We start from the raw sequence: 18,847 nt of genomic DNA, 5'->3' as shown, positions 1-18,847 counted from the left end.
TTTAAAATAACCCTCAATAAAACTAATTCCAACCGCCGCCGAGGGCTTTGTATAAATTCACCCTGGCAATCAGTTGTTCTTTCTTGGTTTCCACCAATTCCATCTTAGAATCCAAAGCTTCCCGTTGCGCCAATAAAACTTCTATGTACTCTGCACGAGCCGACCTAAACAATCGGGTTGAGTAATCAATGGTTTCGTTAAGCGCATCCACTTGTTTGGATTTCAAATCATAACTTTTCTTCAAATTGTCTTGTTTAGACAGTTGGTTGACCACCTCAACATAACCCTGCAGAACGGCCTTTTCATATTCAAAAACGGCCTGAACCTGGCGTTCGCTGGCGTTATTGTAATGAGCTTTGATTGCCCTACGGTTAATCAATGGGCCCACAACATCGCCTACTACCGAATATATCAACGATTCGGGGGTAGAGGTCAGAAATTGGGTATCGAACGCTTGAAGTCCTACCCCTGCATTCAGTTCAAGGGAGGGAAAGAAATTTGCCCTCGCCTCTTTTATACTCAATTCGGCAGCGGCAAGTTCGTATTCGGCTTTTATAATATCAGGCCTATTCTGAAGTAGTTGCGAAGGCACACCGGCATATGATGTGTCGATTTGCCTTTGTAGCAAATCACTCGAATTACGCTGAATGGGCTCTGGAATTCTACCTACCAATAAATTGATTTCATTCTCGACCTCTATAATACGCTGTTTGACTTCAAACCGATGGCTTCGGTTCTTAAGAACCTCCGCTTCAAATCGACGTACGGCCAATTCAGTGGTTCGTGCGGCCTGCTTTTGAAGTCGCACCATTTTTAGGGCATTATCTTGAATTTCTAAGTTCTGGTCGATAAGGTCTAATTGATTGTCTAAGGCCAAAAGTTCAAAATAACTTTCCGCTATCTCTGAAATCAATTGGGTGACCATAAAGTTTTTACCTTCAACGGTTGCCAAATATTCGAATACCGCAGCCTTTTTTGCATTGCGAAGTTTTTTCCAGATATCCAGTTCCCAAGTCGCAAAAAGACCTACTGAATAATCGGTTAAGGGTTCGGGAAATTCTTCACCCTCCCTAATATCCAAATTCTTCTCGACCGCTCCAGAGCGAGTAAATTCTCCCACTTTTTCAACTTCGACACCAGCCCTAACGCCAACAAACGGTAGGTACTCACCTTTTCTCTCTGAAATCTCATTATTCGCAATATTGATTTGGCGCATCAATATGTTCAATTCCTGGTTTTTAGCCAATGCGCTATCTATCAATGAAATCAGTTGAGGATCTGAAAAATAGTCGCGCCATTCTAATCGGGCACTGTTTACGGTATCGCTTTCCAGCTCGGTAAAGCTTTCCGGCAACTGCACCTTGCTTTCGGCCAAGGGTTTACTAGGTACGCACGAAAAAATCATTAAGAGAAAACAAGTACCCCCTAAAATGTATTTCGTCATACGGGTGTTATCGGTTAAATTAATTTTCATCGTCTTTTCTTTTGGTTAATTTTTTCAAGAGTTTCTTCATTTCCCTAAGGGCAGCTTTGGTCTTGCTCTCCGATTCGCTCAACCGGATAAATTCTTCGGATACCGGCTCGTTTGATTCACCTTTAATTAGGCTACGACCGTCTGCCATTTTAGCGAAAATGTAGTACAGGCCTGGTATGACAAGAACCCCAAATAAAGTACCCATTAACATACCGCCCATGGCCGAACCTCCAATGGTACGGTTACCAATGGCACCTGCTCCATGAGCTATTACCAAAGGAATAAGCCCCGCGATAAATGCAAAAGACGTCATGAGAATAGGCCTGAACCTTACTTTGGCCCCTTCGATGGCGGCCTCAAGAATAGTGCTGCCCTGTCTTCTTTTTTGAACGGCGAACTCAACGATCAACACGGCATTTTTACCGAGAAGACCTACCAACATGATAAGACCTATCTGAGCGTATACATCATTGGCCAGCCCCATCCCCTTAAGCATTACGAAGGATCCAAAAATACCTACAGGAAGAGAAAGCAAAATTGCAAAGGGCAACAGGAAACTTTCGTATTGTGCAGCGAGCACGAAGTAAACGAATATCAATACCACAATAAATACGTACAGCGATTCATTCCCTCGTTTGGCTTCGTCATACGACAAACCTTCCCAATCAACATCATACCCTCGTGGAAGGGTTTTTTCTGCCACCTCATTAATGGCCTGAATAGCATCACCACTTGTGAAGCCTTTAGCGGGTAGCCCCCTAATAGATGCGGAATTATAAAGATTGTAACGGGTAATCTCGTTGGGGCCCAAACGCTTTTCCATAGTCATGAAAGCGGAATAAGGCACCATTTCTCCTTCTTCGTTCTTCACGAACAATTTCTCCAAATCGGATGGTAAGGCCCTATACTCGGGCGCGGCTTGGGTGTATACTTTAAAGAATCTACCAAAGCGGATGAATCCCTGCTCGTAGGTACTACCGATCAATATATTCAGGTTCTCCATGGCCTTGTCAATACTGACACCCTTCTGCATGGCAATCTTATTATTGATTTTCAATTCGTATTGCGGATAATTGGCTGAGTAGAAGGTAAACAGACCCGTAATTTCCTCACGCTTTGAAAGCTCATCCATAAAATTGTTGTTGATGCGTTCAAACTCGTGATAATCGGTTCCGTCGGTTTTATCCAACAAACGAAGGGAAAAACCTCCTGAAGAACCAAAACCAGGTACTGCAGGTGGTTCAAAATATTCGATAACGGCACCAAGGTCTTTGGTTTCCTCTTCCAATTCTTCCATGATTTCATGTACGGAATGATGCCTTTCGGACCAAGGTTTCAGGTTGATCAAACAAGTACCGGCATTGGAACCTCGACCTTCGGTCATAATCTCATATCCAGCCAAAGAGGATACCGATTCAACCCCTTCTGTCTCCTCACATATTTGTTGCAACTTTCGGGCAACATCATTGGTACGTTCAAGCGTTGATCCTGGAGGTGTTTGTATAATCGCGTAAATCATACCTTGATCCTCATTGGGTATAAATCCGGCAGGCAAGGTTTCGTTTGTAAAAACGATACCGGCACAAAAAGCGATAAGTATTCCAAAAGTCAAAAGACGTCGGGCAACGATTCGGTCAAGCACTCTACCGTATCTACCCGTCAACTTTTCAAAACCGCGGTTAAACCAATCGATGAATTTATCCAAAGGGGACTTCTTTCTCTCTTTGCCGTGATTATTCTTTAAAATCATGGCACACAGAACCGGCGTTAACGTAAGGGCCACGACCGCAGATATAACAATGGAACCTGCCATCGTGATGGAGAATTGACGGTAGAAAACCCCCACAGGACCGGTCATGAACGCAATTGGTATAAATACCGAAACCATTACCAAGGTAATGGCGATAATTGCCCCACCAATTTCATTGACAACCACTTTAACGGCATCGAAGGGGCCAATATGTTTTTCTTCCATTTTGGCATGTACCGCCTCTACTACTACGATGGCATCATCGACCACAATACCGATGGCCAATACCAATGCGAAGAGGGTTATCAAATTGATGGAAAGACCAAAAATCTGCATGACAAAAAAGGCGCCTATCAACGATACGGGTACTGCTATAATCGGTATTAAAGTGGAACGCCAATCACCTAGGAATAGGAACACCACAATAGCCACCAAAATAAAGGCATCTCTAAGCGTATGAAGCACTTGTTCAATGGAAGCATCCAAGAAATTAGATACATCATAACTGATTTTATAATCAAGACCAGAGGGAAGGTCTTCTTCCAGCTCCGCTAATTTATCCTTCACGGCATCGATGACGTCACTCGCATTACTGCCAAAAGTTTGTTTTAATACTATCGAAGCCGATGGCTTACCATCGAGGTTCGAATAAATATCGAAGAATTCACTACCCAGCTCCACCTCGGCCAAATCTCCAAGTTTCAATAACTCTCCATCTTCATTGGCCTTAATGATGATGTCTTTATACTGTTGGGGCTCATCGTACCTATCTTGGTACATTAAAACATACTCAAGGGATTGGGAAGTTTTACCTGAACTTTGGCCAATTCTACCGGGCCTAGCCAGAATACTTTGTTCCTCCATAGCCTCTAATATCTCTTCTGCCGAAACATTATAGGCCCTCATTCGGTCCGGTTTCAACCACACTCGCATCGCGTATTTACGGCTGCCCAATATTTGTGCGCTAGCGATTCCGTTGATTCTCTGAATTTCAGGAATCATTTTGGTGTAGGCATAATTGTAAAGAAAAAGCTCGTGGTCATCAGCATTGTCGCTGTACAGGTTTACGTACATGAGCATACTCGGCTGTACCGGGGTGATAATGACCCCTTCACGCTGAACCAATTCAGGTAAAAGTGGCATTACTTGATCCACCCTTGTCTTGACCCTGACGACCGCTTGGTTGGGATCCGTACCAGGTTCAAAAATAATACGCAAGGTACCCTCCCCTGCACTGGTGGCATCTGAGGCGATATACCTCATTCCCTGAACACCGTTAATGGCCGTTTCGAGAGGAATAAGAGTCGATTTAACCAAAACGTCTGCACTCGACCCCGGATAGGCGATGAAGATATTGACCGTGGTAGGCGCAATTTCGGGGAACTGTGAAATAGGAAGTTGCTTAATGGAAAGCAACCCCACAAATACTATTATTACCGATATGACAATAGCCAAGACCGGTCTCTTGATAAACTTACTGAACATAATATCTTGAATTAATTCTTATTATTCGGCGTATACGGCCAACTTGGGAATAACTTCATTTGGCTCTGCAAATTCAGTTTGGATCTTTTCCTGGTTTTTGACCATTCGTATACCGTCCAGTAATATTTTATCTTCGGGTTTTAGCCCGTTGCTTATAACGAACAAGTGGGGAAGTTCGGCAGCGACCGAAACCTCGGTCTGCTGTACCACATTGTCTTTATCTATGACGAAGACATATTTTTTATCGAGAATTTCAAAAGTGGCTTTCTGAGGAATAATGAGTGCATCTTTAAACGGTATGGTCATAAGAATGCTTCCCGTTTCGCCATGACGCAGTATTTTATCAGGATTAGGAAAAGTGGCCCTAAAAGCAATATTTCCCGTTTCATTATTAAATTCACCCTCAATGGTCTGAACAATACCTTTTTGGTTAAAAGGCTTGTTGTTAGCAAGCAGAAGACCGACCGATTTCTTCTCGTCTTTGTCTTTGCTCATAATATAATCTAGATACTCTGCTTCCGGCACATTAAAGTAAACCCACATTTGCGAGTTATCGGAAAGCGTGGTTAAAAGCTCGCCTTCATCTAAAAGGCTACCCTCCCTCACATGAAGATGGTCCATAATACCATCAAAAGGAGCCCTCACATCGGTGAAACCCAAGTGGGTTTTGGCAAGGCTAACTTCAGCCTTGGCCTTTTCTAAAGTAGCTTTGGCCATTGAAAGCTCGTTGGTTGAAACGACATTGCCGTCTGCCAAAAGCTGAGTGTTATTAAGTTCAATTTCTGCAATTTTTGCTTCGGCCTCCGCTTTCTGCAAATCGGCCTGGTAAACATTGGGCATTATATTGAACATCTTTTGCCCTTTTTGAACATATTGACCTTCATCTACATGAATTTCTTTGAGGTAGCCTTTTTCAAGTGCCCTCAACTCGATATGCCGAATTGAATGTATTTGAGCCACATAATCTTTGGTGATAGAAGTGTCTTTCTGAATTGGGCTGGTCACTAAAAATTTGGTGTCGTGGTGTTTGGCTTCTTCTTTTGATTTACAGCCAATTTGTGCCAAGAGTGCGCACAAAATGATGAATACAGGGATATTCTTCATAGTTTAAACGTTATTAATATTGGTTTGTGTGGATTAATGTGATGAGCACCAATGGCAAAGCCATTGAGCTTATCAGTATTTTAGCGTATTGTTGAAAAACTTAGGCCCCGTGTGGAGTGGAGCCGAAAGTGTGTAGAAAGGGTATTATATTCTAAATACCTGAAACCTTTTGTAAAGATCTACAGAGGGCACAAGGGTAGGCTGTGCCTCGTAATCGTTAAGCTCTTTCTGACCGTTAAGGTAGAGCTGAACGCAAATTTGTGCATAGATAAAAGCAGCCGAAAAGACATTCAGACCATCTTTCGAATCTTGAACTTTAGATTCTTCTTCCTCAATTTCTTCTTCAACATCTGAAACTTCGGCGAAAAACTTGGTCCAAGGTGATTCTTGATTGACTCCCCTTACTTCTTGATTTACTTGAAGTTCTTGGTTTGATGTTATAAGAACTTCACAAACATTATCGGGTAATACAACAAATGATGAGGCCTGGGCTTGCGAGAAAAAACCCAAGAAGATTAAAAAGGTAAGAACCAAATGTTTATTAAAAACTCCTCTCATTCGGGTGCCAAAAGTAGAGTACGGTCGAATAGTGTACAACGTATCGGTGTTAAATTTAGTTAAAACCCTATTTCGAATCTATAACCGGTGCTGTAGTCTAGACCAAATGCATTCCGTATATGCACCAATATGGCATTTTCACAGATGAAATTCTCAAAATAATATTATAGTATTTATGGACTCCCAAATCAATCAAGTCAACCTTTAAGTTTTTATTAATACTTAATTAACACGAAATCGGCTATTTTAGAAGGTATTGAATTGACCAGTTCAGCCTACCAAACCTAAAAGCCAAAGAAAATGTACCAATCCCTCCATTATAAATATTACCAAAAGTTAATAATGAGAGGGGCTAAGGTAGCTTTGCTGTTTTTTTTGGTAGGATGCGCTCCCAAGATTTCCAACGTTGATTTACCCATTGAAAACGTTACTCCCTTCTCCGAGAACGGGCAAGAAGTTATTCCTGACAAATGGTGGACGGTTTTTGAAGATGATCAACTCAATCGTGCAATCGATAGCGCCTTGACATCAAACTTTAATCTAGCGGCTACATGGCAACAATTTATAGCTGCCAAAGCTACAGTCATAAGAGAGGCTGCCGATAAATGGCCACAAGTAGATGCATCTGCCCAAACGGCCATTAACCTTCCCGAGCCGGATTTTGTCGGGGGAGAAAACACACAATTGGGGTTGTCGGCCAGTTATGAGGTCGATTTATGGGGCCGGATTCGAACAGCGGTGCAAGCCGAAAAGTTTCGCGCCGAGGCCAGCCTTTTCGATTACAAATCGGCAGCCATTTCTCTATCCGCTGAAATTGCCTCTACTTGGTACGAACTTCAAGCTGCCAAAAAACAACTACAAATAACCCAAAGTCAGATTGCCACCAATGAAGACATTATTCGATTGATTCGCTCACGATTTGTCGGTGGTCAGATTAGGGCCGTTGATATTCTTAGGCAAGCGCAGTTATTGGAAAGCACCAAAGAACAGCAGATTATATTTGAAACCAATATCAGTTTGCTTGAAAACCAACTATCGGTGCTGTTGGGGCGGCAGCCAAAGGGCGATAATTTATTTACCGCAACGGAGCTTCCTGAAATAAACGAACTTCCTCAAACAGGTTTGCCTTTAGAGTTGGTCAGAAGAAGGCCTGATATTCAGCAGGCATACACCCAACTTTTGGCCGCAGATCGTGATATGGCCTCGGCCGTTAGAAATAAATACCCAAGATTGTCGGTCGGGGCCAGGGGTCAGTTACGTTCCAATAATTTTGACAATCTTTTCGACAACTGGGCCTACTCGTTGGCCGGAAATATTTTGGCCCCCTTGTTCTATGGGCGCCGGTTGAATGCAGAAGCTAAACGTACCGAAGCCATTAAGCAACAACGACTTTATGAATATGGACAAACCACGTTGATAGCCTTTCAGGAGGTTGAAAATGGTATGGTTCAAGATATTAGACAAGAAGAAAGGGTCGAAAACATCACGAGACAACTACAATTGGCCGAAAAAAGCAATAAGCAACTAAGGGTTGAATTTTTAAATGGCTTTAGTCCTTACCTCGATGTTTTGTTAGGGCTCGATCAAGAACAACAATTGCGAAGAGATCTGGTCAATGCACAATTAAGAAGGGTCCAAATTAGAATCGGGCTATATCGCGCCCTTGCCGGAGGCTTTGAAACAGAAAGAGAACTGAACAACTAAGAACGGAATACCATATGAGCAATAAAAAAATTCTATACATCTGCCTGGCCATTCTCGGAGGAGGAATTTTACTAACCACCTTGATTTTTTTCACCGAGCCGGAAGCTGAACGCGAAGGCGCTTCGGTAGAAACGGCTATGTTGGTAGATGTACTCAATGTCGAAAAAGGCACTTACGAACCGGTAATTGTGGCCACAGGAACGGTTCAACCGGTCGAAGATGTCACTCTGAGCCCATTGGTTCCAGGACAAGTTACAAGAAGAGATCCAGCTTTCACCCCTGGTGGATATGTAAAAAAGAACCAAGTTTTATTACAAATCGACCCCGCAGATTATAGAAATACGCTGGAACTACGCAAAAGTGAGCTCATGCAAGCACAAACTTCGTTGACCACCGAAATGGGGCGACAGCAGATAGCCGAGCAAGACCTTCAACTGATATCGAACGATTCACTTTTTGGATCGAGTCCTTTATCTGAAGAAGAAATGCAATTGGTGCTTCGAAAGCCCCAGCTCAATGCGGTGAAGGCCAACATTGGGGCCGCCAAAGCCGCTGTTGGCCAAGCCGAATTAAATCTTGCGAGAACCACGATCAGGGCTCCTTTCGATGCCCATATATTGAACCAAAATGTAACGAATGGTTCTCAAGTGGCGCCCGGCGATGACTTAGGCCGAATAGTTGGAACGGATTTTTATTGGGTAACCGCAACCGTTCCCGTCAATAAACTACAATGGCTCAGTTTTAACGATGGCTCTTCAGAAAAAGGTGCCCAAGTTAGAATTACGAACCCTACGGCGTGGACAGCCGATGCAGAAAGACAAGGTTTTCTTGATAGGCAAATAGGTGCTCTGGACGGCCAGACCCGGTTAGCCAGGGTATTGGTGAAAGTGCCTGATCCATTGGCCACACAATCGGAAAACAAAGACCTACCGAAAATGATGATAGGCACCTTTGTCGAAGTTAATATTCAGGCCAAACCCATTGAGAACGTAATTCGGTTGGATAGGGATTTCATTCGTAGCAACGAAACCGTTTGGGTGATGAAAGATGAAAAACTGGAAATAAGAAAAGTAGAAATCGTATTGAACGACGATGAATATGCCTATATCAGTGAAGGACTGGCCGCGGGTGACCAAGTAGTGATCACAGACCTGAGCACGGTAACCAATGGCATAGGTTTACGCACTTCGTCAGAAGGTGAAGAACAGTAATTGCACGATTTAAAGAACAGCTATGGAAAACGAGAATAAAGAACCGAGAAAAGAAGGAGCCATCTCCTATATGGCGCGAAATTCCATCGCCACCAATCTACTGATGATCGTTCTTTTAGGTGGGGGTCTTTTTACCATGTACCATATTCAAAAAGAGGTATTTCCCGAGTTTCAGTTAGACTTTGTAGAAGTATCGGTAGTGTACCCCGGTGCGAGCCCGGCCGAAGTCGAACAAGGAGTGCTACAGCCCGTAGAAGAGGCGGTTCGGGCGGTTCAGGGCATCAAGGAAATCGTATCAGAAGCCAGGGAAGGTTCGGCTGAAATTAGTATTGAGTTGGTAGCCGGCACCGAACGCATGAAAGCATTTCAGGATATTGATCAGGCCATTAACCGCATACGTACTTTTCCCGACGATATCGAAAGACCCGAAGTTCGACTGCAATCGCGACAGCGCGATGTATTACAAATAGGGCTTTACGGACAAACTGATATTTGGACTCTCAGACAACTGGCCGAACGATTGCGTACCATCCTTTTGAACAACCCTAAAATTACCCAGGTCGAATTAGGAAACGTACCCGATTACGAAACCCATATTGAAATCCCTAGAAGCAACCTTCAAAAATACAATCTTACACTAGGCCAAGTGGCCGATATTATAAGGCAAAGCAGCAACGATGTTCCCGCTGGGGCGGTGCAGACCCGAGGTGGTGAGATTTTGTTAAGAATGCAGGAAAGAAAACAATGGGCCAAAGAGTATGGTAATATTACCGTTGTTTCTTCCGATGCAGGAGCTAAAGTGGCCCTGAAAGACATTGCTACCATTACCGATGGTTTTGAAGAAATTGGTTTTCATGGTCAGTTCAACCAAGAGAACTATGTAGAACTTCGAATTTTTAGAATTGGAGACCAGTCCCCTCTTGAAATTGCCGATGCCGTAGAAAACCTTTTAAAAGACTACCAACTACCCCCAGGGGTAAAATACAGAACCGATAGCAACAGGGCGGCCGATTACCGGGAACGACTTTCACTATTGACCGAAAATGGGGTTCTGGCCATAATCATTGTATTGGTCATTCTTACCCTATTTCTAGAATACAGGTTAGCGTTTTGGGTTATGATGGGTATGACCGTTTCTTTCATTGGTGGTATGATTCTACTGCCTTTAATCGGCATCAGTGTGAACATGATTTCCATGTTCGGATTTCTAGTGGTGTTAGGTATAGTGGTTGATGATGCGATTGTAGTGGGGGAAAATGTGTATGAATATCGGCAGAAGGGACTCAGTCCCATGAAAGCTGCCATAGCCGGAACCAAAGATGTGGCCTCGCCCGTACTGTTCAGTATTGTTACGACCATTATCGCCTTTGTACCCCTGCTTTTTATGCCTGGGGAAACCGGTAAATTTTGGCAACCGCTGCCGGCTGTGGTCATTGTTATTTTGGCCGTCTCTTTACTGGAAGCTTTGTTCATTCTCCCCTCCCACTTGGCCCATTTAAAAAAAGAAGAAAACAAGAACAAGTATGTCAAAAAGTTGGAAGGTTGGCAACGCTCTTTCGCGAACAGATTCGATAGCTTCGTTGAAAATAAGTATCGCCCGTTTCTCGATTTATGTCTTAAATACAGGTACATAACTCTTTGTGCCGCCTTGGCCCTTCTATTGGTAGTCGGCGGTTTTGGTTACAGCGGGCACATGGGTCTTATTATGATGCCCGAAGTAGCGGCCGATGAAATAGAGGCGGGTGTTAGGTTGCCCGTTGGCACTACCCCCGACCAAGCTGCCAAAGTGGCTCATGATATTTCACAAGCTACCCAGCGAATGTTCGAAGAACATAATTTATATGAGGTTGCCGAAGGAATCAAAACCAATGTTAGGGGACAAAACTTTATTGACGTTGAAATTGTCATGCTGCCCCCCGATCAGAGAGATATAACAGCCCGCGAAGTAATTGCGCTTTGGCGCGACAATATCGGTGATATTGAAGGGGTCGACCAGATTACTTTTGAAGCCGAAAGGGGGCCAGGCGGTGCCCGGCAAGCCATCAGTGTCGACCTGAGCCACTCTAATATAGAAGTATTGGAAAAGGCCAGTGCCGCTTTCGTTGAGCGTATGAAAAGTTTTAGCAATACCCGTGACGTAACCGACAATTACAATAAGGGGAAGTTACAATACGATTTTAAGCTCTTACCACAAGGTAGAAACCTTGGGCTTACGTCCGATGAAGTAGGGCGACAGGTCAGGGATGCCTTTTTTGGTGCTTTGGCGATGCGTCAGTTACGGGGAATGAACGAAATAGAAGTGCGGGTCAAACTGCCTTTAGAAGAACGGAAGGACATTAAAAATCTGGAAAATTTTCTAATCCGAACTCCTAGTGGAATCGAAGTCCCGTTAATGGATGTGGTCGAGGTTGAACAAAGAGAGGCCTTTACCAGTATCAACCGAAGAGACGGTAGAAGGGTGGTTAATGTGGGTATGGATGTGGAGCCTGCCAATACCGTTGGTAGGGTCATCGAATCGGTGCAAAATGAGACCTTACCTCAGCTGAGAGCCGATTTTCCCGGATTAACCTGGAGCTTTGAAGGAAGCCAGGCCGATATGCGAGAGAGCACCAATACGCTGAAGGCCGGCTTCGCCATTGCCATGCTATTGATATATGCCCTATTGGCCATTGCCTTTAGTAGTTACATACAACCACTGATTGTGATGACCGCGATACCCTTTGGCATCGTGGGCGCTGTTATTGGCCATATACTTTTAGGGTACGATTTATCGCTTGTGAGTCTTATGGGGGTCATCGCTCTTTCAGGGGTGGTTGTTAACGACTCCCTTATCATGATCGATTATGCCAATAAAAGGCGAAAAGAAGGTGATGCCATCTACAAATCGATTCATGAAGCGGGGCTAAGAAGGTTCAGGCCTATTATGCTGACCACCATGACCACTTTTGGGGGTCTTGCACCAATTATTTTAGAAACCAGCAGTCAAGCATTTCACTTGATACCCATGGCAATCTCGTTAGGTTTCGGGATAGTTTTTGCGACAGCGATTATCTTGGTGATCGTACCTTGCCTCTATCTCACTCTAGAGGATGCTCGATTAATGATTCAAAAAGGGCGTACCGTTAGGCAGGTAGATGTTCTAGGACAATAAAAAACCGGGCCAAGAAGGCCCGGTTTTACTTTTTACCAAATGATGGGTAGCCCTATTTATTAACGACAATGGAACCACCAAAAGTTTTATCCTGTTCAATTTGATCAGGATTACCAAATATCTCTATGGAACCGCCAGCAGTTACATTGGCCTCAACATATTCCTTTGAATTAACGAAAGCCTTTCCTCCTGCGAAAACCGTTACTTCCGTTTGATTGGCTTCTAGCTCTTTGGCATGATATTCACCTCCCGAACGAATGGATGCCTCTTGGTTAGGCGCTTTTCCCGTAACCCATATTTTTCCACCAGAAATAGCTTTGGCATCTAAATTTCTAGTATTTACAGAAGCTCTTACTTGACCTCCTTCTTGGGTTCTCAACTTGATAAATCTATTTCCTAAAATACCTTCGGAAACTATTTTGGCACCTTCATTGGCATCAACCAAACCAAGTTCTTCGGTATAATGCAGTTCGACATTCGTTTCGTTTCCATCTAAAAAATCCTGAACTTCCATTCTAATTTTCAAAAGTCCGTTATCATTACTAATACTCACATCATCGGCATCGTCACCTGTAATAATGGCCCTGTTTACTTCTGATTTAATCAATGTTACATTAATTCGATCATAAGCTTTGAGTTCAACAAATTTTTCTAAATCAATAGTAGTCTTTTGAGCCACGACTGTTGAAATGGTCAATAGACTCAACACAAGATATATACTTAACCTTTTCATATTGTTCGGTGTTAGATTATTATGCTTCTGGAGAACCAAAGAATACGGCCGATACAATTATACCTACAATCAAGAGTATCAGAAATGCCGCTATAATGTAAATACCGGTTTTGGTTTTAGTATTCTTCTGTAGAATGTATTGATCATGGGTATCACCCTCTTCTTTTATAAATTCTGTTTTTTCATGACCTTGTTTCATAGCCTTTTCATCTTTTAAAATTTCCATGTCGCAAAATACCTTCTTTACACCACAGGCCTTGGTGCTTTTGAAAAAATTAGTGGTCTTTTTGATGTGTAAGCTAACACAGTTTTTAGGCCTTTTCCCAGACCTATATAATTAAGGTATCTTAGTTATTCACTTGTAGAAATTATACAGTCAACCAATTTTCTGATTGAGCAAAAACGGAGCGCCGTTCTTATCTACTTTTGACATGTAGTTAGTTAGAAAAAAACATTTACAAATAGTTTGGTTGGTTGTTAGAGAATGGTTTCGGCGCACTTCAATTGTCGGGACCATTTTCAGTATCATATCATTTTAAAATCTGGAACCATGAATATTTTTGAAGCACTTAGACAAGACCACGACATTCAAAGAACCCTATTAGAGCAACTAGTCGACACTTCTGGCGACACCAAGGTGAGAGATGAAATCTTCAAAAAATTGAAAACAGAATTAGAAGTACATGCCGATGCTGAAGAACGATACTTCTATAAACCTTTAATAGATGTTGACAACACTCAAGATTTGGCCAGACATGGTATTGCCGAACACCACGAAATCGATGAGCTAATTGAGCAGTTAGAAGAAACCGATTACTCGTCTTCAGCTTGGTTGAAAATTGCAAAAGACCTGCAACACAAAGTAGAACACCATTTGGAAGACGAAGAGCATCAATTTTTTCAAGTTGCCGGAAAAGTATTCTCTACCCGCAACAAGACCGATTTGGCCAAAGATTATCAGAGTCACATGGAAGAAAATAGGTAATTACAGTTCGATGGCCGTTAAATCAGTTGACAGAAAGCTGCTTCAGCAATTGATCGAGACCCCCGAAACGGCTATCGAACATATCGACTTGGTGTACGTTACCGAAAAACACCTTTCAATTACCAGACAAAAGCAGCAGAAAGATTTCGTTTACCTCTCATCGAAGGGGCCATTGACCCAAAAAGAACAATTAGAACGCATTCAAAAATTGGTGATTCCGCCCGCTTGGCAAGATGTTCGAATCACTCACTTGGCAAATGGTCACTTGCAAGCCATTGGCACAGACGAAAAGCAAAGAAAGCAATATCGTTACCATGACCTATGGACCAAGGTCAGAAATCAGACCAAGTTTTATAGAATGGCATTTTTTGCCAAATCGCTTCCGGGCATCAGAAAGCAGATTGAAAAAGACTTAAGGCAACGAGGGTGGCCGCAAAGTAAGATGATGGCCTTAATCATCAAACTGATGGAAGAGACCCATATTCGAATCGGTAACGAGCAATATGCCCGTAGAAATAAATCATATGGTCTTACAACCTTGCGAAAAAAGCATGTGGAAGTTTATAAAGATGGCATTAGGTTTCATTTTATGGGAAAAAAAGGGAAAGAGCACAAAATCACCCTTAAGAACAAAAGGCTCATAAAGCTCATCAACAAATGCGAAGAAATACCTGGCTGGGAACTTTTTAAATACTTTGACGATAATGGAGAGCGGCAGACGGTAGACAGCGAAATGGTCAATAGCTATATAAAAGATATTAGCGGTTATTCTTTTTCTGCTAAGGATTTTAGAACATGGGCAGCCTCCGTCGTATTTTTTGACACCCTAATGCATCTCGAGCTACCGGAAAATGAAAAGGAAATTCATAAAAATGTACTTACAGGTTTTGATGCAGCAGCGGACGCCTTGGGCAACACCAGAAATGTATGTAGAAAGTACTATGTGCATCCCTTATTGGTAAGCGATTATGAAAATGGCCTGCTACAAGATAGTTTTAAGCGCGCCGATAGATGTCGCAGCTCACAATATTTTTCAGCATCCGAGAAGGCCATTCTCAAAAGAATCGAACAATTTGATCCGTTATCGGGTTTCAAAGATTAATCAGCCCTTTTCACTTCACTTTCGCTCTTAAGCACATAGTCACCATCATCCTGTTTAATATACAATGCTTTATTACCCTCTTCACCCTTGCGGGTAACTTTGTTCCCTTTGATGGTCTTGGTAATTTCCTTTGAATAGGTTTCTTCTACTTTACCTTTGGCAGTACCGTTACCCCACTTCCATTCTACTTCTGTTCCTTTCTGTATCATCTTTACTTTTTTCATGAAAATCGTACTTAACCCTCTCGAAAATGTGCGTTAACAACTTCATTTTTAACGCTTATCGCTTTGCATTCGATGGCATCAATTCTTAGGGCAATAAAACAAAGAATCTAAGCAATCATGCTATAATTTAGAGGTATAATTGAGGATGGGATGCGGTAAAACATCCCTAAAAAGACTCTTACCGCTAATTAAAATTATAATCAAATGAGTACCTATACAGAAGAAGTTGGAAGTAAATTGAACGACCTATTAGAAAGAACATATGATGCAGAAAAAGGTTTCATCAAAGCCGCAGATAATGTAGAGAACTCCAATCTAAAAGGTTATTTTAAAAGAAAAGCACAAGAACGTTATGATTTCGGACATGCTTTAAAAACCGAGATTAGACAGTACGGACAAAAAGTCGATAAGGGAGATAGTTTTGCTTCTAAAGCGCATAGATCTTGGATGGACATTAAAAATTTCTTTTCCGCAGATAACGAAGAGGCCATGTTAGAAGAAGCCATTAAAGGTGAAAAGGCCGCGGTAAATACGTACGAGGAGGTATTGGAAGATACTAACTTACCGCCTAGTACTGAAACTCTGCTGACACAACAAAAAAACCAAATTGTCAGCGGACTTAATAATATCAAGCGCTTGGAGGACATAGCATAATATTTCCTTAAATTTTAAAAGAAAGGGCACTCATTTGAGTGTCCTTTTTTTATTCCACTCTAATAATTTACCTAAGAACGATTCTTTAAAAAATATCTTACGTATTTGATTTTCAGATATTTAAAATTCCAATTCAATTTCAAAAAATAGATGTACACAACTTTAGATGAATCAATTTTGAATTGGATAAGGCTAATAGGAACTGGTTGATTTTCGGAATTTTACACCATACCAATAAGGAAATCGCCTTGCTGGTATTTTAAATTATTAATTAACCCAAAAACAGATAAATTATGTTACGTTGGACAGTTATATTCGTTATTCTAGCTATTGTTGCCGCTATTTTCGGTTTCGGTGGAATCGCTGCTGGTGCAGCCAGTATTGCTAAAATTTTATTCTTCATATTTCTAGTTCTTTTTGTTATCTCCCTATTTATGGGCAGACGAAGAATTTAGATTAAAAGACTAACAGAGAACCTAATTATATAATCAATAAAAGTAGAAAAATGAGAAAGTCAGTATATTATTTTATGACCCTTTGTGCATTGGTATTTTCTTTAAGTGCTTTCAATAGCTGTAGAGAAGAGAAATCGACCGGTGAGAAAATCGAAGATACTATGGATGAAGTAGGTGACGATATCGAAGAAGGTGCAGAAGATGTTCAAGATGAAGTTGAAGATGCTGTGGATGACAACTAGTCACTGCCCCTTAATTAAGGCAAAACACTAACGTACAAAACGGATATTTCTCTTCGAAAAATCCGTTTTGTCTTTTTTATAAAACTCTAAATCAAGAATCATGGAAAATTATGCGAAACACGAGCAAGATTTGATTCGAAAGTTCGAAGCCAAGGGCTATTCAAAAAATTTCAGATACGCAGCGGGCAAATTAATCGAAACCGAATCTAAAAAAGAATACGCACCGAAGGATATTCATGTGGTTGAAGAGCATAGATATGAGGGTATGAGTAACCCGTCAGATATGTCAATTCTATATGTTATTGAAACCAATGATCATCTAAAAGGCGTCTTTTTAATGGCCTACGGCCCCAGTGCCGATACCGATACGGCTGAATTCTTTAAAGAAATACCTGAAGAGAATTTTGCCGAAAATGAATAGGTAAGACCATCATTTTATTGTCAAATTTTGACAAAACTAAGGGCGGGAAGCTGTAGCTTCCCGCCCTTAGTTTTTTAATTACTTCCTTCTTTCAATTGTTTCTCAATGCCGAAATCAGTTCTTTCTTCGTCATTTTAGAGCGTCCTTCAATCCCTACTTTTTTTGCCTGCTCGTACAAGTCTTCTTTCGTACGTTCTTCATAGGGCTTAGCCTTACCTCCTTTTACACCTGAATCTTCGGTATTGGCAATGCGTGCAGCCTTTTGTTGACTGTACCCTTTCTCGCGTAAAGCTTCATATTGTTCTTCATTTTTTATACTAGGCCTATCCATAATTAACATTTTTAGTTATAATAAAGATAAATGGGCCGAGAGATAACAGATAGCTTTTATCAAACGATTGTTGACCTAAACAGATTGCTAAAGAGCACGTTGGTCATGCGATGAGACCAAAAAGTTTTGTGGTTAACCGTACTGTCAAGATTTAAGTACTGCCAAAAGGCGTTAAATGTTAAATTTAACACTTACTTTATTTCTATCTTTGCAGCTACAGGTCTTTGATAGGCGCCAATCAATGAAATTTCGACTACACTACATACCAACTGAATTAAGTCAAAAGGTAGTAATGACCGAATTGCAAAAATTAGGGATAGAATTTTCATTTAACAATACGGGACATTTGGTTTTAAGCAGGGAAATTTCTCAAGAGAAACGCCATCAAATCACCCAGGCATTATCCAGTTTCGGTATCAGTTTGACCAATGCCGGAAAAAATAATATTGTAGGCGATATTAAAAAGGCTCTTGAAGAGCTTATATACTCGAGCGATATGCGAAAAACAACGGTATCTGCTTATCTTTCAGAGAAATTGGGCTATTCATATTCGTATCTGTCAAACCTGTTTTCGGAAGAAACATATACCTCAATCGAGAATTTCATTATATTGCGCAAAATCGAGTTTGCCAAGAGATTGATTTTAGAAGGTGATATGAGCTTGACCGAAATCGCCTATAGATTAGATTATAGTAGTGTAGCCCACTTATCAGGCCAATTTAAAAAAGTGACCGGCCTCACACCGACCGCTTTTTTGAGAATACTTGAAAAAAGAAAAACCAATAATACTTAATTAAAGAATACCCATTATGAGTACAAAGCCCATGAAGGTTGTGCTTGTAGACGACGATGAAGACGACAGAATGTTTTTTGCCGATGCGTTACAGGAAATTGATTTAAAAACAGACCTCACAGAATTTCACAACGGACAAGAATTATTGGATTATTTAACCGGATCTTGTACCGAATTCCCACAATTGATATTCTTAGATTTGAATATGCCTGTTATGGATGGGTTTGAATGTCTTAAAAAAATTCGAAGCAATCCTAAATTTGAAGATTTGGTGGTAGCCATCTACTCTACTTCCTCTTCTGAAAGAGATATTGAGGAAACTTTTGTTAACGGTGCCAATATCTATATCAACAAACCCAATAAGTTTGAAGAGCTGAAGAAAACCATAGCTCAAGTAGTGAAACGAAATTGGCAGTACGAAGAAAATGAAATGGACAAAGGCAATTTCTTGTTCAGAATATAATCTAGTG

19 protein-coding genes are annotated in these 18,847 nt (G+C 41.5%); 11 read left to right on the top strand and 8 right to left on the bottom strand.

All coding sequences use genetic code 11. From position 1 onward, the window contains the following. Positions 1-22: 22 nt before the first annotated feature. The 4 genes from IL356_RS08340 to IL356_RS08325 all read right to left on the bottom strand — a co-directional run bounded on the left by IL356_RS08340 (position 23) and on the right by IL356_RS08325 (position 6,371). Complete coding sequence (locus tag IL356_RS08340) at positions 23-1,474, bottom strand: TolC family protein (protein WP_205601255.1); 1,452 nt, start codon at positions 1,472-1,474, stop codon at positions 23-25. Then, entirely contained in the window at positions 1,464-4,709 is a 3,246-nt protein-coding gene (locus IL356_RS08335; RefSeq protein ID WP_121849911.1) for an efflux RND transporter permease subunit, read from the bottom strand. Before IL356_RS08335 ends, IL356_RS08340 begins: the two co-directional genes overlap by 11 nt. A 21-nt stretch (positions 4,710-4,730) precedes the next feature. Next, positions 4,731-5,813, bottom strand: coding sequence for an efflux RND transporter periplasmic adaptor subunit (locus tag IL356_RS08330; RefSeq protein ID WP_121849912.1), 1,083 nt, complete (start codon positions 5,811-5,813; stop codon positions 4,731-4,733). A 144-nt stretch (positions 5,814-5,957) separates the two neighbouring features. Beyond that, the gene (locus IL356_RS08325; RefSeq protein ID WP_121849913.1) at positions 5,958-6,371 is read right to left on the bottom strand and encodes a hypothetical protein; all 414 of its coding nucleotides are present in this window, start codon (positions 6,369-6,371) and stop codon (positions 5,958-5,960) included. Between the two features lie 342 nt (positions 6,372-6,713). Between IL356_RS08325 and IL356_RS08320 the strand changes: the two genes are divergently transcribed. The 3 genes from IL356_RS08320 to IL356_RS08310 are packed head-to-tail and all read left to right on the top strand — an operon-like array spanning position 6,714 to position 12,437. Next, positions 6,714-8,075: an efflux transporter outer membrane subunit gene (locus tag IL356_RS08320; RefSeq protein ID WP_225621413.1), complete on the top strand. Its 1,362-nt coding sequence runs from the start codon at positions 6,714-6,716 to the stop codon at positions 8,073-8,075. Positions 8,076-8,089: 14 nt separating this feature from the next. After that, complete coding sequence (locus IL356_RS08315) at positions 8,090-9,286, top strand: efflux RND transporter periplasmic adaptor subunit (RefSeq protein ID WP_121849915.1); 1,197 nt, start codon at positions 8,090-8,092, stop codon at positions 9,284-9,286. Between the two features lie 22 nt (positions 9,287-9,308). Continuing rightward, positions 9,309-12,437, top strand: coding sequence for an efflux RND transporter permease subunit (locus IL356_RS08310; protein ID WP_121849916.1), 3,129 nt, complete (start codon positions 9,309-9,311; stop codon positions 12,435-12,437). Between the two features lie 52 nt (positions 12,438-12,489). Here the strand turns inward: IL356_RS08310 and IL356_RS08305 are convergent, their stop codons facing one another. Beyond that, on the bottom strand, positions 12,490-13,170 hold the full coding sequence (locus tag IL356_RS08305) for a head GIN domain-containing protein (protein ID WP_121849917.1): 681 nt from the start codon (positions 13,168-13,170) through the stop codon (positions 12,490-12,492). Positions 13,171-13,189: 19 nt separating this feature from the next. Next, complete coding sequence (locus tag IL356_RS08300; RefSeq protein WP_121849918.1) at positions 13,190-13,396, bottom strand: hypothetical protein; 207 nt, start codon at positions 13,394-13,396, stop codon at positions 13,190-13,192. Positions 13,397-13,720: 324 nt separating this feature from the next. On the opposite strand from IL356_RS08300, the gene IL356_RS08295 reads away from it, so the two are divergent. After that, positions 13,721-14,155 (top strand): hemerythrin domain-containing protein, encoded by a 435-nt coding sequence (locus tag IL356_RS08295; protein ID WP_121850777.1) that lies wholly within the window; start codon positions 13,721-13,723, stop codon positions 14,153-14,155. 10 nt (positions 14,156-14,165) lie between these two features. Then, complete coding sequence (locus IL356_RS08290; protein WP_121849919.1) at positions 14,166-15,257, top strand: DNA topoisomerase IB; 1,092 nt, start codon at positions 14,166-14,168, stop codon at positions 15,255-15,257. On the opposite strand, the gene IL356_RS08285 is transcribed toward IL356_RS08290, so the two are convergent. Next, positions 15,254-15,466: a hypervirulence associated TUDOR domain-containing protein gene (locus IL356_RS08285; RefSeq protein ID WP_121850778.1), complete on the bottom strand. Its 213-nt coding sequence runs from the start codon at positions 15,464-15,466 to the stop codon at positions 15,254-15,256. The genes IL356_RS08290 and IL356_RS08285 overlap by 4 nt on opposite strands. Before the next feature lie 219 nt (positions 15,467-15,685). Here IL356_RS08285 and IL356_RS08280 point away from each other — a divergent pair, with 219 nt between their 5' ends. From IL356_RS08280 to IL356_RS08265, 4 genes are all read left to right on the top strand, one after another. After that, complete coding sequence (locus tag IL356_RS08280; RefSeq protein WP_121849920.1) at positions 15,686-16,135, top strand: ferritin-like domain-containing protein; 450 nt, start codon at positions 15,686-15,688, stop codon at positions 16,133-16,135. A gap of 293 nt (positions 16,136-16,428) precedes the next feature. After that, on the top strand, positions 16,429-16,590 hold the full coding sequence (locus IL356_RS08275) for a DUF1328 family protein (protein ID WP_121849921.1): 162 nt from the start codon (positions 16,429-16,431) through the stop codon (positions 16,588-16,590). Between the two features lie 50 nt (positions 16,591-16,640). Beyond that, positions 16,641-16,832, top strand: a complete 192-nt coding sequence (locus IL356_RS08270; protein WP_121849922.1) for a hypothetical protein — start codon at positions 16,641-16,643, stop codon at positions 16,830-16,832. A 100-nt stretch (positions 16,833-16,932) separates the two neighbouring features. Further along, entirely contained in the window at positions 16,933-17,253 is a 321-nt protein-coding gene (locus IL356_RS08265; RefSeq protein WP_121849923.1) for a hypothetical protein, read from the top strand. 91 nt (positions 17,254-17,344) lie between these two features. Here the strand turns inward: IL356_RS08265 and IL356_RS08260 are convergent, their stop codons facing one another. Continuing rightward, entirely contained in the window at positions 17,345-17,584 is a 240-nt protein-coding gene (locus IL356_RS08260) for a DUF7218 family protein (RefSeq protein WP_121849924.1), read from the bottom strand. Positions 17,585-17,825: 241 nt separating this feature from the next. On the opposite strand from IL356_RS08260, the gene IL356_RS08255 reads away from it, so the two are divergent. Further along, positions 17,826-18,377: a helix-turn-helix domain-containing protein gene (locus IL356_RS08255; protein WP_162987935.1), complete on the top strand. Its 552-nt coding sequence runs from the start codon at positions 17,826-17,828 to the stop codon at positions 18,375-18,377. A gap of 16 nt (positions 18,378-18,393) precedes the next feature. Then, the gene (locus IL356_RS08250; protein ID WP_121849926.1) at positions 18,394-18,840 is read left to right on the top strand and encodes a response regulator; all 447 of its coding nucleotides are present in this window, start codon (positions 18,394-18,396) and stop codon (positions 18,838-18,840) included. Positions 18,841-18,847 lie beyond the last annotated feature (7 nt).

Origin of the sequence: Euzebyella marina, from assembly GCF_014855515.1 — a bacterium.
In the GTDB taxonomy this organism is placed as follows: domain Bacteria; phylum Bacteroidota; class Bacteroidia; order Flavobacteriales; family Flavobacteriaceae; genus Euzebyella; species Euzebyella marina.
This window is presented reverse-complemented; position numbering and strand designations above follow the sequence as displayed.

What these genes read in the sequence shown, in the direction of transcription:
- IL356_RS08250 (WP_121849926.1), top strand. Translation starts at nt 18,394, where the DNA reads ATGAGTACAAAGCCCATGAAGGTTGTGCTTGTAGACGACGATGAAGAC.
- IL356_RS08280 (WP_121849920.1), top strand. Translation starts at nt 15,686, where the DNA reads ATGAGTACCTATACAGAAGAAGTTGGAAGTAAATTGAACGACCTATTA.
- IL356_RS08335 (WP_121849911.1), bottom strand. Translation starts at nt 4,709, where the DNA reads ATGTTCAGTAAGTTTATCAAGAGACCGGTCTTGGCTATTGTCATATCG.
- IL356_RS08330 (WP_121849912.1), bottom strand. Translation starts at nt 5,813, where the DNA reads ATGAAGAATATCCCTGTATTCATCATTTTGTGCGCACTCTTGGCACAA.
- IL356_RS08260 (WP_121849924.1), bottom strand. Translation starts at nt 17,584, where the DNA reads ATGGATAGGCCTAGTATAAAAAATGAAGAACAATATGAAGCTTTACGC.
- IL356_RS08255 (WP_162987935.1), top strand. Translation starts at nt 17,826, where the DNA reads ATGAAATTTCGACTACACTACATACCAACTGAATTAAGTCAAAAGGTA.
- IL356_RS08275 (WP_121849921.1), top strand. Translation starts at nt 16,429, where the DNA reads ATGTTACGTTGGACAGTTATATTCGTTATTCTAGCTATTGTTGCCGCT.
- IL356_RS08265 (WP_121849923.1), top strand. Translation starts at nt 16,933, where the DNA reads ATGGAAAATTATGCGAAACACGAGCAAGATTTGATTCGAAAGTTCGAA.
- IL356_RS08285 (WP_121850778.1), bottom strand. Translation starts at nt 15,466, where the DNA reads ATGATACAGAAAGGAACAGAAGTAGAATGGAAGTGGGGTAACGGTACT.
- IL356_RS08315 (WP_121849915.1), top strand. Translation starts at nt 8,090, where the DNA reads ATGAGCAATAAAAAAATTCTATACATCTGCCTGGCCATTCTCGGAGGA.
- IL356_RS08295 (WP_121850777.1), top strand. Translation starts at nt 13,721, where the DNA reads ATGAATATTTTTGAAGCACTTAGACAAGACCACGACATTCAAAGAACC.
- IL356_RS08320 (WP_225621413.1), top strand. Translation starts at nt 6,714, where the DNA reads ATGAGAGGGGCTAAGGTAGCTTTGCTGTTTTTTTTGGTAGGATGCGCT.
- IL356_RS08305 (WP_121849917.1), bottom strand. Translation starts at nt 13,170, where the DNA reads ATGAAAAGGTTAAGTATATATCTTGTGTTGAGTCTATTGACCATTTCA.
- IL356_RS08325 (WP_121849913.1), bottom strand. Translation starts at nt 6,371, where the DNA reads ATGAGAGGAGTTTTTAATAAACATTTGGTTCTTACCTTTTTAATCTTC.
- IL356_RS08270 (WP_121849922.1), top strand. Translation starts at nt 16,641, where the DNA reads ATGAGAAAGTCAGTATATTATTTTATGACCCTTTGTGCATTGGTATTT.
- IL356_RS08290 (WP_121849919.1), top strand. Translation starts at nt 14,166, where the DNA reads ATGGCCGTTAAATCAGTTGACAGAAAGCTGCTTCAGCAATTGATCGAG.
- IL356_RS08340 (WP_205601255.1), bottom strand. Translation starts at nt 1,474, where the DNA reads ATGAAAATTAATTTAACCGATAACACCCGTATGACGAAATACATTTTA.
- IL356_RS08300 (WP_121849918.1), bottom strand. Translation starts at nt 13,396, where the DNA reads ATGGAAATTTTAAAAGATGAAAAGGCTATGAAACAAGGTCATGAAAAA.
- IL356_RS08310 (WP_121849916.1), top strand. Translation starts at nt 9,309, where the DNA reads ATGGAAAACGAGAATAAAGAACCGAGAAAAGAAGGAGCCATCTCCTAT.